The organism is Pseudomonas sp. MF5691 (assembly GCF_016405645.1).
Classification (GTDB): Bacteria; Pseudomonadota; Gammaproteobacteria; order Pseudomonadales; family Pseudomonadaceae; genus Aquipseudomonas; species Aquipseudomonas shahriarae.
On the sequence record NZ_JAEKDC010000045.1, the window covers coordinates 1 to 17,061 of the forward strand.

The window sequence follows — 17,061 nt, forward strand, 5'->3', positions numbered from 1 at the left end:
ATACCGACGTCACCCTGACGCTGGACAACAAACAGACCATCACCATCAAGGCCGGTGAAACCGTCGGTACCGTCACCGTTGATGCCCCTGGCGATGACGTGTTCGTCGACAAGAGCACCCAGACCGTTCAGATCACCGGGACTGACGGTGGCAACTTCGAGAAGCTCGTAGTTGCTGGCGATGGCGCAACCACAACCATCAACGACACCATCGACGAGGTGAGGGTTGTGCTGACCGCCACCGCCAACGTCGCCGAAGGTGGCCAGATCGTCTACACCGCCAGCCTCGTGGACAAAAACGGTGCGGCCGTGACCAACGTGGGTTCCGACCTGGTGATCAAGTTGGACAACGACTTGATCATTACCATTGGTAATGGCAAGACCAGCAGTACCGCCAACTTCACCGCGCCGAATGACTTCTACGTGGGCGCCAAGGATATTTCCGCGAAGATCACTAACGTGGTCAGCGGTGGCGACAAGTATGAAAACCTGATCCCGGTCGGTACTCCGGTAGTCACCAAGGTGACGGACGTGACGAGCAACACCGTGATCAGTATCGCGGGCGATACCTCGGTGACCGAAGGCCAGACCGCTCATTACACGTTGAACCTGACCCAGCCGGCAGCCACCGAAGTCACGGTGACCCTCTCGTATAAAGGTGTGGCCCAGGACGGTTCGGACTTCAACGGCGTGTACACCGTGAAGATTCCAGCCGGCCAAAGCACTGCGACGTTCGATATCAAGACCATCGACGACAAGCTGACCGAGCCTACGGAGAAGTTCGAGATCAGTATCTCCGGTACCTCCGGCGGTAACTTCGAGAACCTGGTTGTCAGCACCACCAACGGTAAAATCGAAACGTCGATCATCGATAACGATGCACCACCGACCATCGACCTGGATGCCAACAACTCCAGCGGCGCCACCGGGAACGACTTCAAGACCACGTTCACCGAAGGCGGCACTGGCGTGTCGATTGCTGACACCGACATCCGCATCACCGACCCGGACAGCACCCAGCTGACTGGCGCCACGGTGGTGTTGACCAATACTCAGCCGAACGACGTGCTGGACTACAGCAAGGTCAGCGGTATGAACGTGACCTCGGTCACGGATCCTGTCACCGGCAAGATCACCCTGACCCTAACCGGGACGGCGTCGCTGGCTGACTACATGCAGCAGATCAAGAACATCACGTTCAGCAACAGCAGCGACGACCCGAGCACCACGCCACGGACCATCACCGTGACCGTGACCGACGGCGGCAACTACTCGAACGTAGCGACCACCACAGTCAACGTAGTGGCGGTCAACGACGCACCGGTTGCCACTGGCGGCGCCGTCACCGGCACCGAAGACACATCGCTGAAGCTGACTTGGGCCAATTTCGGGGTCACCGATGTGGATTCCCCTCAGGCCAGCCTCGGGGTGAAAATCACCGAGCTGCCAGTCGCCGGCAAGCTGCAGTACCTGGCAGCGGACGGCACTACCTGGACCAACGTGACAGCCGGCCAGACCTTCACCAAGGCGCAGATCGACGGCGGCCAGTTGCGCTTCACGCCAAACGCCAACGAATCCGGAGCCGACGGCTACGGCGGCACCGGTGTGGGCAACAAGCAGGCTGATTACGCACAGTTCAAGTTCCAGCCAACCGATGGCAAGGACCTGGGCACCAGCGCTACCGTGAAAGTCGACATCACCCCGGTTGCGGACGCGCCGACGTTGAGCGTTGCCGATAACAACATCGCATCGGTAGGCCTGACCAAGCAGAGCTGGAACAGCATTGCGAACCTGGGCACCAACGGCAATGGCGCGACACCGACCGCACTGAAAAATGCGATCGATAACGCGGGTACGCCTAACAGCACGACGCTTTCGACCAATGTCGAGTCGACGGCCAACGTACCAGCTGGCGCGGGGTCGAAAACCTCAGGCTTGATCTATCTGGAAGCCGGCAAGGCCTATACCTTCAGCGGCTATGCCGATGACAGTCTCCTGATCAGAATCGGCGGCAAAGACGTGGCTAGCGGTACCTGGGGCTCGAACTCCGGCCAGTTCAGCGGCACGTTCACCCCGACCAGCAATGGCTACTACAGCATCGATATTTACCATGCGAACCAGTCAAATGCCGGCGGCTATGACGTTAACCTGTCGATCAACGGTGGGGCGGCGACGAACCTGAGTAATACCAACATCCCGATCTACACCGGGGTCAACGACCTGATCAACGCAGGTGCCCAGGTGTCTGACCTGCATGGCACCAACGGCCAGGGCTACTACGACGCGTATAAGCTCAACGAAGGGCTGGAAAACGGCACGGTCAAACTGACCAAGGTCACCACTGGCCTGACCGATACCGACGGCTCGGAAACCCTGAGCGTGAAGATCGGCAGCATCCCGGTGGGCGCAGTGCTCAGCGATGGTGCCGGGCATACCTTTACGGCTACCAATGGCCAGACCGAAGTCAATGTCACCGGTTGGGACCTCAATAATTTGAGCCTCAAACCACTGCCTTACACCAGCGGCCAGTACAACCTGACCGTGACGTCGACCTCCACCGAAAGCCTCGGCGGCTCGGCCACAACCGTTGCCAATGTGCCAGTCAAGGTGTACCCGGCCACCTATAGCGGGAGCACGGCGACTTCGGGCGATGACAACGTCACCGGTAGCAGCGGCAACGACATCATCGTGGCGGACGTTTCTGGCCTGAACGTGGTCCAGGGCAAAAACTACAACATCGCGTTCATGATCGATACGTCGGGCAGTATGGGTTCGGACTCGGTAGCGGCGGCGAAAGCCTCGCTGACCACCGTGTTCAACTCACTGAAAAACAGTATCGGCTCCAGCACCTCTGGCACCGTGAACATCTTCCTGGCGGACTTCAGTGACCAGGTCAATCGTACGGTTACAGTCAACCTGAAAGACCCGGGTGCACTGGATGCGCTGCAGAAGGTCCTGGATAAGATGGTGTCGACCGGCGGCACCAACTACGAAGACGTGTTCAAGGCTGCATCCAACTTCTTCAAAAGTGGCCAGGCGACTGGCAACAAGGATGCAATCAACACCACTTACTTCATCACCGATGGTCAGCCGACGTACTACCAGCGCTATGAGCAGACCAATCCGAGCTTGTACGGCAACGTCAAGCTGGACGATGTTGTCAACATGAGTAACTACACCCTGGGTACCGCCACGCGGATCACTATCGATTCGGAGCACTACCTTGACATCAATACGGTAGGGACGGTGACCCTCGGGACCTACAACTGGTGGGGTTGGGGGCAGTCCAACCTGGGTACCATTCATGCCCAAGGGGATGGCACCTATGAGTTGTCGTCCGTTGGCGGCAACGGTACAGCCTCATCCTCAAACATCAACGATCCAACGCTCATCAGCAACTCGCAGAACGCGTTCGCACTGCTCAAGGGCCTGTCCACAGGTGGCGTAGAAGCCATCGGCCTCAACAGCGGGATCAGCCTGAATCAGTTGGCACCGTACGACAGCGACAACAAGCCACAAAGCAACATCGATCCGAAGGACCTGGCCAACGCCATCCTCGGTCACAGCGAGGCCACCCTGCCGGGTGCCGACCGTGTCGATGGAGGTGACGGCAACGATATCCTGTTCGGCGACCTGGTGAGCTTCCCGGGCATTACCGGCGAGGGCTATAACGCCATCCAGACCTACGTGGCAGGGAAAAACGGCGTGGCGGTTGCTGCTGTCACCGGCCAGGATGTGCACAAGTACATCACCGAGCATTACACCGAGTTCAACACCTCGGGTGCCAAAGACGGTAATGACACCCTGCTGGGTGGCTCGGGTGATGACATCCTGTTCGGCCAGGGCGGCAACGACTACCTGGACGGTGGCAAGGGCAACGACATCCTGTTGGGCGGCACGGGTAACGACACGCTGATCGGCGGCCAGGGTAATGACATCCTGATCGGCGGCACCGGTGCCGATACCTTCGTCTGGAGATCCGGTGACGTCGGCAACGACGTGATCAAGGACTTCAAGGCCTCGGAAGGCGACCGTATCGACCTGCGTGACCTGCTCAAGGGCGAAACCGACAGCACCATCGACAACTTCCTGAAGTTGACCACGGTGGATAACGTGACCACGCTGCAGATCAGTTCCGAAGGCAAGCTCAACGCTGACGGCGGCCTGGCCAATGCGGATGTGACGATCAAGCTGGAAGGCAACAACTGGTCTGGCCAATCGATCAACTCGTTGATCACTGGTGCTGACCCGACCATCAAGGTCGATCACTCCTAATGAACCACTGAACCGGCCGCCTCTTGAGGCGGCCGATTCATTTGCGGCCACCGTTCACTGGCATGGGGCAACGATTGCACGGCATACTCACGTCCAATCGCGCTCCGTTGGCCTATGCTGCTGACAGGCTGTCGTCAGTTCTCCTCATGAGGGATGTTCAATGTTCTACGTGCAACGTGATGCACAGGGTGAGCTGATTCGCGCCGAAGCGGTTGCCTTCGCCGAATCGACCGGCACCCTGCCCGCGGATCATCATGAGATCCAGGCCTGGTTTGCCAATGAAGAAGCGGAGCTGAGCCTCAAGCAGCTCAAGCACAGTGACTCGGAGATGATTCGGGTGCTGGAAGACTTGATTCAGGTGCTGATCCAGAAAGGCGTGATCAACCTCACGGACCTGCCGGTTGCCGCGCAAGCCAAGCTCAAGGATCGCAGCCACGCACGGGAATCACTGGGTGGCCTGAGCCACCTGATCAATGATGATGAGACCGGCCTGATCTGAGGCCGGCCACGGCCTCAGCGCCAGGGCGCCGGCTCGCCAAACAGCTGGCCCTGCACGCCAAAAATCCCCATCTCGCGAATCACCTGCAACTCACCCTCGGTTTCGACCCGCTCGGCAATCAGCGGCAAGTCGATGCTGTGGGCTGCGCGCTGGATAGCTTCGATAAACAGGCGCTTGTCGCTTTCCTGGTCGATGTCGCGGATGTAGCTGCCATCGATCTTCAGGTAGGCCAGGCCCAGGCGCGCCAGGTTACCGATCATGCTGAAGCGCCCGCCAAAACGTTGCAGGCTGAGGGAGAAGTTCAGCTCCCGCAGGCGCTGGGTCAACTGCTCCAGTACCGCCTGTTCGGGCAGTTGCTCTTCACCGATTTCCAGGGTCAGGCGCGGGCCCAGGTTGGAATGCTGACGCAGCAGGTCGAACACGCGGTTCAGGGCTTGGGGGTCTGCCAGCGTGGCTGCAGACAGGTTCAGGGCCAACGAATGTTCATGGTTGGCCATCTGCTTGAGCACCAGCTCGAGCATCAGTCGGTCCAGACGCGCCGACCAGCCAAACCGCTCCAGCCAAGGCAGGAAACGGCCGGCCGGGATGGTGTGGCCCTGATCGTCCACCAAACGCGAGAGCACTTTGTAGTGCAGGATCAGTTGCGGATCCTGGGTGGCCACCACCGGCTGGAAGTACAGCTCGAAGCGTCGCTGGCTCAGCGCCTGGTCCAGCAGTGAGTGCCAGGCATGATGATCGTCGCCGACGCTGGCGGCAGCGCTGTGGTCCAGGCACACCCAACTCACGTCACCCAGGGTTTCGGCCTGGGCCAATGCCTGGTCGGCCAGGGTCAGCAGGGCCTGGGGGGAATCACCGTGACTGAACGGCGCCAGGCCGATACAGGCAACCGGCGAAACGTCACTGGCGCCGGTGGCTTGCAGGCTTTGCAGGGTGCTTTCCAGGTTCTGCGCCAACTGCATCGCCTCTTCACGCATCAGCCCCGGCGCCAGCACGGCAAACTCGCCGCCGCGGATGCGCGTAATCAGGTTGTGGGTTTCCGGGTACGGCTCGCACTGGCGCAGCAGTTGTTCGCCGACTGCCTGCAGCAGCTGGTCGGTGCGCTGGCCACCGAGCCGCTGGTTGAGGCCGGCCAGGTCCTTGACCCGCAGTACCAGCAGGTAGCCTGAGCTGGTTTCTTCGGGGTTGCTAACCCTAGCATTGAGTTGCATCTCGAAATAACGACGGTTGGCCAGGCCCGTGAGGTTGTCCTGATAGGATTCCACCCGCAGTTTTTCGCTGCGCTCGGCCTGTTCCTGGAACAGCGCCTTGAGCTTTTCCACCATCTGGTTCATCGCCTGTACCACGCGGCGCAGCTCCGGGGTGCGCGGCAGATCCGGCAGGCTCAGGAACTCACGACGGGCAATGGCATGGGACTGTTTGACCATATAGTCCAGAGGCTTGAGTTGCCGGCGCAGTAACAGCGCACCCAGCACCGCACTGACGGCGCCGCACAGCAGCAGCCAGCCCAGGCTGCCCAGAGCACTCTGCCACAGCTTGGCCAGGGCGAACATCGGATGGCTGACCACCTCAACCCGCGCCGCCTGCTCCCAGCCACGGCTGACCAGGGCGTCGCCGCCGGCCGGTTCCAGGCCGATCAACTTGACGAACCAGTTGGGCACGCCGTTGTTGTCGGGGATACCACTGCGCTCGACGATGACCTGGTCATTGGTCACGTCGACCACGCGGATGCTCGCGTAATAACCGCTGTCGAAGATCGAGCTGACCAGCAGTTCGACCATCGCCGGGTCGTCGATATTGGGCGTCAGGGACAGCGCCAGGGCGGTCGCCGCGTCCTGCGCGTGGGAGCGCAGTTGGTTCACGTATTGGGTACGCGAACTTTCCAGGCTGACCATGAAGCTGCCGCTGAAGGCGACCACCAGGAACAGACAGATAGCGATCAACAGCTGTTTGAACAGTGACATCTGAACAGTTACTCCTAGTTGGCCGGCTCGGCTGGGAAGCCTTCCGCCCGCATTTTTTTCAACACATCCTGCCAGCGCGACAGGCGCTTGGTGTCGCCAACCTTTTTGTTGCCTTTGGCGCCGGGCAGGTACAAGCCTTCGGCGTTGAAGGAGTAGACCGGCAGCAAGTCGGTCCGTTGGCTGGCAGGCTGGATCTCGTCGATCAGGCTGTCGAGTACCAGTGGCATGGCCTCTGGCGTCGAATAATAGGTCAAGACCATATGGGCGCGATTCTGCCGCAATGCCTTGACGTAGGTAATGCGCAATTTGTCGCTGGAGACGCCCAGGTGTCGCAGGCTGAAATACTTGGCAATGGCATAGTCTTCACAATCGCCGGCGCCCTTCCACAGGGCTTCGATGGGCGTCTCCCAATAATCGACCTGGCTCCATAAGTCGACATCTTCGACATAGCGCACCCGCTTGTTGAAGAACAGGTTGACCACCTTGAGCTGCTCCAACTCGCTGCCTTGTTTTTGCGTGGCCAGCAGCCGCTGCCAGTCGTCGATACGCTGCTGGCCCGCGCCCAGCGGTCCATAGAGCGCTGTAGCGCGCCGGCTGATCTGGGAAAAATCCCAATCGGCATGCAGCCCGCCAGGCAATAAGCCAGCCAGCAGCAGCGCTGAAAACAGCCAGCACAGGATCCGCGAGGGAGTAAAACGTACCGCCAATGGCTTCAGTCCGTAGAAAGAGACGGAGAATCATTCGATGGTGAAGGGTCAGTCGGCAAAAGACAATGGCACAGTGCAATCACCCAGCGTCCACTCAGCTAAAGCAATCGCACTTGTAAGACGCCCGCCAGCCATAATGTGCGATGTAAAACCGCGCTGTTGAGTCGCTTACAAAGGGAAACTTTGCCTGTTTGACAAGCCTGCATGCAATCTCTAGTGTTCTTTGGATCCAATTAGCCATAACCCATTCCAACAAGAAAGGAGGATAGCGTAGTCGTGACGCACAAGCCGAACCCTTTGAGCAGCATCAAGATCAGTGGGCCCATTCCCGCTCACCTCGCGCGCTCCGTTATTGAAGAAACATTGCGCAACGCCATACTGGATGGTCGCCTGCCCTGCGGCACCGCCATGCGCCAGCAAGAGCTGGCCAGCCTGTTCGGGGTCAGCCGGATGCCGGTGCGCGAAGCCCTGCGCCAGCTGGAGGCACAGTCGCTGTTGCATGTGGTAACCCATAAAGGCGCCGTGGTTGCTCCGCTGATTGAAGATAACTCGGCGGAGACCTACGCCCTGCGTATTCTCCTGGAGTCGGAAGCACTGCGCTTGTCTATCCCATTACTCACCCAGAGCGATATCGAGCAGGCGGGTGCCTTGATCGACACCCTTGAGTGCGAAACCGACTACACCGAAATCGGCCGGCTCAACCGCCTGTTTCACATGGCGTTGTATGGCAAGGCACCCAACCAGCGGTTGTTGAACCTGGTGGAACACGGGCTGAACGAGGAGGAGCGGTTCCTGCGCTTCAACCTTGAAGCCATGGGACTGGGCAAAACCTCCCAGGAGGACCATCGCGAGCTGCTGAATCTGGTCGCGCAGAAAAAAGTCGAGCAGAGCGTGCTGACGCTGCGTAATCACCTGATGCGCGGCATGGAAGTGATCACTCAATACCTCAACAGCATTGAACAGGACAACGACAAAGGTCCGCGTTGACTTCTCCCGGCTTTAGCCGCCCAGTGCGCGACCTGGATGACCAGGCGCCGCACACGCCCAAAGCCGGTCCATGCCTGCCGTCACCCTCCTGGATGGTTGCGCCAACAGACTCGATATCGACCGATAGGAACCTGCAGCGTTGCAAAGCAATAATGGATCAAACCCTGCCCGTTAAGTCCACCCACATAAAACTCGCAAACAACAAGGAAAGTTCCCACCCTGAACAGTAAGTTCAACTGCAGCATTTCCCTTCCTGCAAAAAAACCTTATACAACTCAGAAAGTATTTGAACACTTAACCAAGTGATTATTCTTTAATTGGTCTTGGCACTTCATTCGAAAGCATAGGCACAGGCTTGGGCATAGCTGTGGACGACGCGCGCTCCAACAAGAATAGGATGCTTTGTCACTACCTGTTGCTTGCCGGGCAACGAAGTACTCGCCAACAACCCATGCTTGGTTCTAAACAAACTTTTTATTTGAGTCGACATAACGACTTATAGGCATTAACCATGTTTCAACTACAAGAACTACTTAGACATAAAAAACAACAATTACATGAACATCCGATTTTCCTGGAAATCAATTCTTTCCCGCAACTACAACACTTTATGCAAAACCATGTGTTCGCCGTCTGGGACTTCATGACCCTGACCAAGCGCCTGCAACAGGACCTGACCTGCATCCGCCTGCCCTGGCTGCCGCCGACAGACCCACAGGCGGCGCGGCTGATCAACGAAATTGTCCTGGATGAGGAATCAGACCAGCGCCAGGGCGTCGGGCACAGCAGTCACTTCGAACTGTATCTGGAGGCCATGCGCGAGGTGGGAGCCTGCACCATCACCATCGAACGATTCATCGCGTTGCAGCGTGAGGGAGCAAGCGTCGACAGCGCCTTGGCACAGATCACCATTGATCCTGCGGTAGAGCGCTTTGTGCGGCACACCCTGGACGTCGCCTTGAACGCACCGACCCATTGTGTCGCCGCGACCTTCCTGCATGGCCGCGAAAGTGTCATCCCGGCGATGTTCAAGCGCCTCCTGGAAGGCTGCGATGTCGCTCATCGGCAAGCCCCCAGCTTGTGCTATTACCTGCAGCGGCACATCGAGCTGGACGCCCAGGGTCATGAACCGGCCGCAGAACACCTGCTACAGCGGCTGATCCAGGCAGATCCCCTGCGCGAACAACAGGCCTGGAATGCTGCCATCAGCGCCGTAGAGAGCCGCATCGCCCTGTGGGACGGCCTGCGCCGGCACGCAGGATGCCAGGAGGTGAGCCTGTGACCGCTGCCGACTACCGCTCATTCGCGACCGACTGGGAGCAGCAGGCGACCATCCGTACTCGCCCGCGTCGCCTGCTGGAAGATGACGACAAGTTGATCTATCCCCTATGTCGTCAACCGTTGGTGCTCAGTGCAGGCTTTCTGGAGCATTGTCCGCAGTGGCGCGAGTTTGTCCTGGTGCAGACGTTCTACAAATTCATCAACGACGTGGTGATCTTTGAAACCGAGATCGTCGATAAAACCGCGAGGAGCATCGCCAAGAATCGCTTTTCAATCCCCTTCCCTGTGGCCTGCCGCTACGCCGCCATGACCGTGGTGGTCGATGAGGATTACCACGCCCTCGTTGCCCTGGACTTCATGCAGCAAACGCAGGAGAAGACGGGTATTGCGCCGCTGGCGCTACCTGCGGCCATCGAGTTGAGCCGTGCCATACCCAGCGCGCAGGCCCGCGTACCGGCGCATCTGCGTGATGCCGTGGAGCTGATCGGCGTGGCGATTGCCGAGAACACAGTCACCCATGACGTGGCGGCGTTTGCCAAGGATGACAGCGTCAAACAGTCGGTAAGGGGGTTGATGGCCGACCACCTGGCTGATGAGGGCCGCCACGCCAGCTTCTGGACCGGCCTGGTGCGGCTCTACTGGCAAACAGCAAGCGAAGCAGACCGCCACTGTCTCGCCCAGATGCTGCCGATCTTCCTGCAGCACTATTTGACCAATGACCTGCAAAGGGACTTCGACCTGCTGTTGATCGACCATCTGGATGTCAGTCCCTCCGTCCGCGAAGCTTTGCGGGTCGAGGTAAATGCCCTGGCCTTTCCCATCACCCGCCAGCACCCGCTGATCAGCAACATCATGGGTTTCCTGCGCCGCAGCGGGCTGCTGCAAACACCCTGCGTCGCCCAGGCGATGAGCGCGTATCTGCCCGTATCCGGGAGCCCGTCATGAGACGCCTTGGGATTAGGCTGATCGGTACCAGTACGGCCTTGCACGAGCTGACGCAGGCACTGGAACCCTATGGTCATGACCTTGGTGCGCAGGAGCCGGCCATCGACTTGCTGATTGAAGACGGCACTCAGCCCGTCGCCCAGGATTCGCCCGGCATGGTCGTGATGAGCCTGCGCCTGGCCATCGGCCCCTTGAGCGAGTGCGGCCTGCCGGCCCTGCAAATACGCTGCTATGACCGCGTATCGCAACTGCTGGCCGTGCTGGATGTAGCACCGCCAGCCTGCGGCAACGGTCAACAACTGCGACGCCAGGTGGTGACACAGTTGGTCGAGTGGATTGTGCGGCAGGTCAGCGGCTTCGCGCGCAACCCCGGACATTTTGCCCAGCGTGCGAGCGCCTCCCCCCTTCCAGAGCAAAGCCTGCAAGGCCTGGAGGGGCTGGCCTACCTGCATCGACTTAATCGGACCGATGAGCCGGCGCTGCTGCAAAAAGCCCGGACGCCGCTGGTCAAACAGTTGGAGCACAGCTTGCGGGTCTTCACCGATAGGCCGGCCCTGGAGATCGCCGGCCTCAGCCTGAGTTATCGACGCCTGTTGCGACACAGCCTGGCGATCCAGCAGGTTTTGCGGCCGTTGCTCGGGCCTGGGCAGGTGCCCGTGGTCGGTATTTGCCTGGGCAAGTCGGTTGAGTTGTATGCCAGCATTCTGGCGATTCTTGGCTGCGGCGCGGTCTATCTGCCACTGGAGCCGAGCCATCCGCTGCCGCGCCAGCGGGCCATGCTGGAGAATGCAGGGGCCACGGTGTTGCTCGATGACGGCCAACATCCGTTGCGCGAGCATTTCACTGGGGTGGATGTCAGCGGCATAGACAGCCGGCACATGGACGAGCGCTGCCCCCTGGCCCTGACGTTACCCTCGATTGATAGCGCCAGCATGGTGCTCTACACCTCCGGCACCACCGGCCAGCCCAAGGGCGTTTTGCTCAGCCAGCAGAACCTGGCTCATTTCTCGGCGTGGTACAGCCAGTATGTCGAGCTCAGTGAGCACAGCCGCGTACTGCAATTTTCTTCCTTGAGTTTTGACTCTTCACTGATCGACCTTTTTCCGGCCCTGAGCCAGGGCGCGACCCTGATTGTTCCCAGCGAAGAACAGCGTCGCGACCCTCGCCAGTTGGTGGAACTGATCCGGCAACGGCGCATCACCCATGCCTTCCTGCCGCCGGCGCTGTTGAGCCTGCTGCCGATGGATCGGCCGCTGGGCCTGGAGCACCTGCTGACCGGCGGTGATATCTGTGAGCCCCATGTCATTGAGCAAATGGCCGGGCAATGCGCCCTGCACAACCTGTATGGCCCGACAGAGGCCACGGTGCTGGTCAGCAGCCGGCGGATGCGGGCTGACGACAGCAATCTCAACCTCGGCATGCCCATCGCCAACAGTCAGGTGCTGATCCTCGACGAGCAGCGCCGACCGGTTGAGGATCAGGTGGTTGGCGAGCTGTACATCGTAGGCCCTGGAGTAAGCCTTGGGTATGTGAACCAGCCACGGCAGACCGCCGAGCACTTTGTGCACCTTGCGCTGCCTGATGGCCGAACCCTGCGCACCTATCGCACGGGAGACATGGCGAAATGGACTGCAGAGGGCATCGAACTGGTCGGGCGCCAGGACCAGCAGGTGAAGATCCGCGGTTTTCGGGTCGAGCCCCAGGAGATTGAGCAGTGTTTGCGCGCCAGCCAATTGTTTCGCCAAGTGGCGGTGGTGATTAATCGTGAGCGAAGAATTCTCGTGTTCGTGGCACAGGCTGATCCCAGCTATTCGGGCGCGGCCCTGGCAGCGCTCAAGCAACACGCCAGGCAAACGCTGCCGGACTATATGCAGCCGACCGTATGCACTGAGTTGACGAGCCTGCCCTATGGCAGCAATGGCAAAGTTGATCGCCAGGCATTACAGGCACTGGTCGTGCAGGCCGTCTCGGATAACCCCCATTGCCTCCCCCAAACGCCGGTGGAAGCGCAATTGCTGGACCTGTGGAGTGAGCTGCTGGGGTTGCCGGTCAACGAGATCTCGACTGACGACAGTTTTTTCCATCTCGGCGGTCACTCCATTCTGCTTTCGACCATGCTCCTGCGGATTCGCGAGTTGTACGGACGCAGCCTGCCCCTCAACCGGTTTATCGAAGCGCCAACGGTGCAGACACTCGCGGCGTTGATGGGCGACAGCGCGCCGGGGACGGCGCCCACCGCCCGGGCGATAAGCGATGCACTACGCACCCTGGATATGCCCCTGCTGCCAGGGGCGCGTGCCGGTGATCGCCACAAGGCTATCGTGACCGGCGCCAACAGCTTTTTGGGTATACATATCGTCGAAGCCTTGCTGGTGGCCGGAGCGACAGAAGTCGCCTGCCTGGTTCGCGAAAACCCAGGACAATCGGCCGCCATACGGTTTGCCGACGCCATGCGTGAATACCGCCTGGAACACCTGGACCTGAGCCGCGTACGGGTATACACCGCTGACCTGCGCCAGCCTCGTTTAGGCCTGGAGGCACAGGCATATGAACGCCTCGCCCGCCAGTTCGGGGTGCTGGTACACAGCGCGGCCCACGTCAATCACGTCATGGACTATGCATCGCTGGCCAAGGACAACGTGGAGCCGGTCATTGAATGCCTGCGCCTGTGCGAAACCCATTGCAAGAAGGTGCTCAATTTTGTCTCCACACTATCCGCGTCGAGTAGCGTTGGGGCCGACGGGCAAGTGCTTGAAGCGCCGGCGGCAAGCACCCCACCGCTGTACATCAAGAACGGCTACAACCTGTCCAAATGGGTGGCCGAACGTCTATTGGGGCGTGCCGCCGGACAAGGTGCCTGGATCAATATCTATCGACCCGGGAACATCAGTTTCAATAGCCACAACGGTGTCTGCCAACCCCACAAGAACCGCCTGCTGCTGATGCTCAAGGGATCGCTGCAGCTGGGCCGGGTGCCACGCCTGGGCTTGAACTTCGACCTGATGCCGGTGGATTTCCTGGCACGGTTCATTGCCTTCCACAGTGGCAACTACGTTGCCGAGCGTAGCGTCTTCAACCTGCACAATCCGCAGCCCCTGAGGTGGGAAACCTACGTGGAGTCGTTTCGCCAGGCAGGTCATGCGTTCGAGTTGGTGAGCGTCGCGGATTGGCAGCACCATCTGCGCGAAGTAGGTCGCGAGAATGCCCTTTTCGGTGTGCTCGGGTTCTACCTCAATGGGCTGGGAGAAGACATCGGCGATATTTCGATGATTCGCCATGAGAACGCACGCCATGGCGTCGAACAAATGGGTGTGCAGTACCCCGAAAAAGCACCCGAGTTGTTACGCAGAGGATGCCAATACCTCAATGCCATCGGCTTTCTGTGACCCCCGCCTTCAGGAAATACTTATGAGACAGCTACAACCCGATACGTTGATCAAAAACCCCCTGGGCAGGCCTGTGGTGTCATCTGTGGTGATTGCCTGCAGCGCCGATGAGCTATGGGCGGTCGTGGGGCGTTTCGAGAGATTTGACGCGTTCATTCCTGCCCTGGCCCGTATCAGCATGACGGGCAGCGGGGTGGGATCGCTACGCAAGAAATGGTTCCAAGATGGCAATATCGTCGTGGAACAGCTCAACAGCCACGATGCGCGGACGATGCACATGACCTGGACGACGATCTATAACACCTTGGGCGTGGCCCGACTGTGGGCGGCAATGGCTGTTGAGTCGCTTGAGGGGCAACAAGCGCGGGCGACCTGGACCATCATCGCCGAGCCCGTTGATGCCCGCGATAAAAAGGGGTTTGAACAGTTTATCCAGGACTTCGCCGACAGTGCGCTGGATAACGTACGCCGGTTGCTTGGCTGAAAAAAATGGCGCAGTGCACTGCTGCACTACGCCATATTTACCCCGTGGTGATCAGATCTTGAAACTGTCGACCAACTGCTTCAAGCGATTGGCTTGTTGTGACAGCGCGTCACAGTCTTTCAAGGTCTCGTTGAGGTTGGCCACACCTTGCTGGTTCAGCAGGTTGATCTGGTTGATATCAACATTGAGGGTTTCCACCACGGCAGTCTGTTCCTCAGTGGCTGCCGCCACCGATTGGTTCATGCCATCAATCTCGACGATTCGCTGGGTCACGCTGATCAAGCGCTCACCGGCCTGGTTGGCAACCTCGACACTTTCTTCGCTGGACACCTGACTGGCGTTCATTGTGGTGACCGCTTCGCGTGAACCGATCTGCAACGAGGTGATCATCTTGTGGATCTCCTCCGCCGATTCCTGGGTACGGTGAGCCAGGTTGCGCACCTCGTCGGCGACCACGGCAAAGCCACGGCCGGCTTCACCGGCACGGGCCGCTTCAATGGCGGCATTGAGGGCCAGCAGGTTGGTTTGCTGAGAGATGCCTTTGATCACATCGAGAATGTGGCCAATGTTGTCTGTACTGGCATTCAAGGTTTCGATCTGCGTGCAGGACAAGCTGATCTTCTGCGACAGCTCGGACATCGCCAGGATGGTTTTCTCCACCACCTGGCGACCGTCATCGGCTTGCTCGCTGGCGCCACTGGCGTGTTGCGAGGCGTCAGCAGCGTTACGGGCGATTTCCTGGGTGGCGGCACCCAGTTCGTTAATCGCCGCAGCAACGCTGTTGGTACGGGCGCTCTGCTCGTCGGAGCCGATGATCGAGGCGTTGGACGATGCCATCACGCGCTGGGAAAGATCGTGTACATGCCTGGTCGCCGAAGACACTTCGCTGATCGAGGCATGAATACGCTCGACAAACTGGTTGAACGCACTACCCAGCTCACCGAATTCATCTTTGCTTTCCACGACCAGGCGGCGGGTCAGGTCACCCTCGCCTTGGGCAATGTCCTGCATCGCACGGCCCATGGTGGTCAGTGGGCGCATCAGCACCTGGATCAACAGGCTCAGCAACACGGCAATCGCTGTGACGGCAATAAACATCGCGATCAAAGCGGAGGTGCGGAATTTACCCAGGGGGGCGTAGGCTTTGTCCTTGTCGATCGACAGGCCTATGTACCAATCTGCACCCGGCAAGCCGCTGATCGGGGTGAAGGACAGGATGCGGTCCTGACCATTGAGGACGACATCCTGATTAACCTTCTCAATCCGGACACCGCTGCCTGGGTAGATATCCTTGAGGTTTTTCATTACCTGCTCTTGGTCAGGGCTGACGATTACCTGCCCATCGCCGCTGACCAGGAACGCGTGGCCAATCCCGCCGAAGTCCACCGAGTTGATGATCTTCACCAGGGTTTGCAGGCTCAAGTCGCCACCCACTACACCCAGCAGCTCACCATTTTTCTTGACCGGCATCGCGATGGTGACGATCAAACCACCGACGGCGGCCATATAAGGCGGCGTCAGCATGGGTTTGTCGGCAGCGACCGCTTGCTTGTACCACGGGCGCTGACGCGGATCGTAGCCTTCAGGCATTTTTGCGTCAGGACGCTGAGTGAAGACACCGTTGGTTGAGCCAACGTAGGTGAACTGGAAGTTCGAGGTGAACGCCGGTTGATCAACCAGGCCGGGGAGGTCGGCGTTTGCGCCTTGATGAGCAACGTTCTGCGCAAGGTTCTCCAGGACCAGTATCCGGCCACTGAGCCAGTTCTGCACACTGCTGGCAGTCAGGTCACCCGACTGCTCAATAGATGACTCCAGATTTTGCCTGATGGTGTTGCGCTGCAGGTAGTCGTTGTACAACGTAAACAGCGCGAAGGCCAAAACCACAACGCCTGACGCGGCCAACAGAATTTTATGACTGAACTTGAGATTCATTTCATCGACTTCTTTTTGCCAAAAGGGGGTGAGCGTGCCGAATGCAACGTTCCATGTACGGTATAGGCGGACTCTACGACCGCTCTATTTCAGTGCACGCATGGCTCATCAGGCTTTCGGCCAAGGTTGGATAAATCTTAGGAATTTGTGGGATACATCTTCTTTTTATGCAGGAAACTGACAGGCGGTCAGCAGAGGACACATAAGCCCCCAAAACGACAAAACCCCCGTCTGCGTTAACAGACGGGGGTTTCGGAATTTGATCTTGACGATGACCTACTCTCACATGGGGAAACCCCACACTACCATCGGCGATGCATCGTTTCACTGCTGAGTTCGGGATGGGATCAGGTGGTTCCAATGCTCTATGGTCGTCAAGAAATTCTGTGTACCAGAGCGTTGCACTAGCAACGGTCCGGTGAAATTCATGGACTTCTACATAAACAAAACCCCTGTTTGCGTTAGCAAACAGGGGTTCTGGAATTTAATCTTGACGATGACCTACTCTCACATGGGGAAACCCCACACTACCATCGGCGATGCATCGTTTCACTACTGAGTTCGGGATGGGATCAGGTGGTTCCAATGCTCTATGGTCGTCAAGA

Annotated in this window: 9 protein-coding genes, 2 rRNA genes and 1 pseudogene; 7 read left to right on the forward strand and 5 right to left on the reverse strand. The window is 59.0% G+C overall.

Features of this window, described 5'->3' with window-relative positions:
* Together JFT44_RS28110 and JFT44_RS28115 are read left to right on the forward strand one after the other, a co-directional pair.
* A pseudogene (locus JFT44_RS28110) lies at positions 1-4,274 on the forward strand (LapA family giant adhesin); the annotation flags it as partial.
* Between the two features lie 160 nt (positions 4,275-4,434).
* A complete protein-coding gene (locus JFT44_RS28115) occupies positions 4,435-4,773 on the forward strand; it encodes a hypothetical protein (RefSeq protein WP_057441348.1) in 339 nt (112 codons plus the stop codon).
* Positions 4,774-4,787: 14 nt separating this feature from the next.
* Here the strand turns inward: JFT44_RS28115 and lapD are convergent, their stop codons facing one another.
* Both lapD and lapG read right to left on the reverse strand, forming a co-directional pair.
* Positions 4,788-6,734, reverse strand: coding sequence for a cyclic di-GMP receptor LapD (gene lapD / locus JFT44_RS28120; protein ID WP_198831470.1), 1,947 nt, complete (start codon positions 6,732-6,734; stop codon positions 4,788-4,790).
* Positions 6,735-6,748: 14 nt separating this feature from the next.
* Complete coding sequence (gene lapG, locus JFT44_RS28125; RefSeq protein WP_057441344.1) at positions 6,749-7,441, reverse strand: cysteine protease LapG; 693 nt, start codon at positions 7,439-7,441, stop codon at positions 6,749-6,751.
* Positions 7,442-7,717: 276 nt separating this feature from the next.
* Here lapG and JFT44_RS28130 point away from each other — a divergent pair, with 276 nt between their 5' ends.
* The 5 genes from JFT44_RS28130 to JFT44_RS28150 all read left to right on the forward strand — a co-directional run bounded on the left by JFT44_RS28130 (position 7,718) and on the right by JFT44_RS28150 (position 14,524).
* Positions 7,718-8,428, forward strand: coding sequence for a GntR family transcriptional regulator (locus JFT44_RS28130; protein ID WP_057957930.1), 711 nt, complete (start codon positions 7,718-7,720; stop codon positions 8,426-8,428).
* Between the two features lie 511 nt (positions 8,429-8,939).
* Complete coding sequence (locus JFT44_RS28135) at positions 8,940-9,710, forward strand: DUF3050 domain-containing protein (RefSeq protein WP_057957929.1); 771 nt, start codon at positions 8,940-8,942, stop codon at positions 9,708-9,710.
* A complete protein-coding gene (locus tag JFT44_RS28140) occupies positions 9,707-10,654 on the forward strand; it encodes a diiron oxygenase (RefSeq protein WP_198831471.1) in 948 nt (315 codons plus the stop codon). The genes JFT44_RS28135 and JFT44_RS28140 overlap by 4 nt, the downstream gene beginning before the upstream one ends.
* The gene (locus JFT44_RS28145) at positions 10,651-14,040 is read left to right on the forward strand and encodes an amino acid adenylation domain-containing protein (protein WP_198831472.1); all 3,390 of its coding nucleotides are present in this window, start codon (positions 10,651-10,653) and stop codon (positions 14,038-14,040) included. Before JFT44_RS28140 ends, JFT44_RS28145 begins: the two co-directional genes overlap by 4 nt.
* 22 nt (positions 14,041-14,062) lie before the next feature.
* A complete protein-coding gene (locus tag JFT44_RS28150) occupies positions 14,063-14,524 on the forward strand; it encodes an SRPBCC family protein (protein ID WP_198831473.1) in 462 nt (153 codons plus the stop codon).
* 51 nt (positions 14,525-14,575) lie between these two features.
* On the opposite strand, the gene JFT44_RS28155 is transcribed toward JFT44_RS28150, so the two are convergent.
* From JFT44_RS28155 to rrf (JFT44_RS28165), 3 genes are all read right to left on the reverse strand, one after another.
* Positions 14,576-16,456, reverse strand: coding sequence for a methyl-accepting chemotaxis protein (locus tag JFT44_RS28155; RefSeq protein ID WP_057441336.1), 1,881 nt, complete (start codon positions 16,454-16,456; stop codon positions 14,576-14,578).
* Between the two features lie 263 nt (positions 16,457-16,719).
* Positions 16,720-16,835, reverse strand: a 5S ribosomal RNA gene (gene rrf, locus JFT44_RS28160).
* Between the two features lie 109 nt (positions 16,836-16,944).
* Positions 16,945-17,060: ribosomal RNA gene (gene rrf, locus JFT44_RS28165) — 5S ribosomal RNA — on the reverse strand.
* Between the last annotated feature and the right edge of the window lies 1 nt (position 17,061).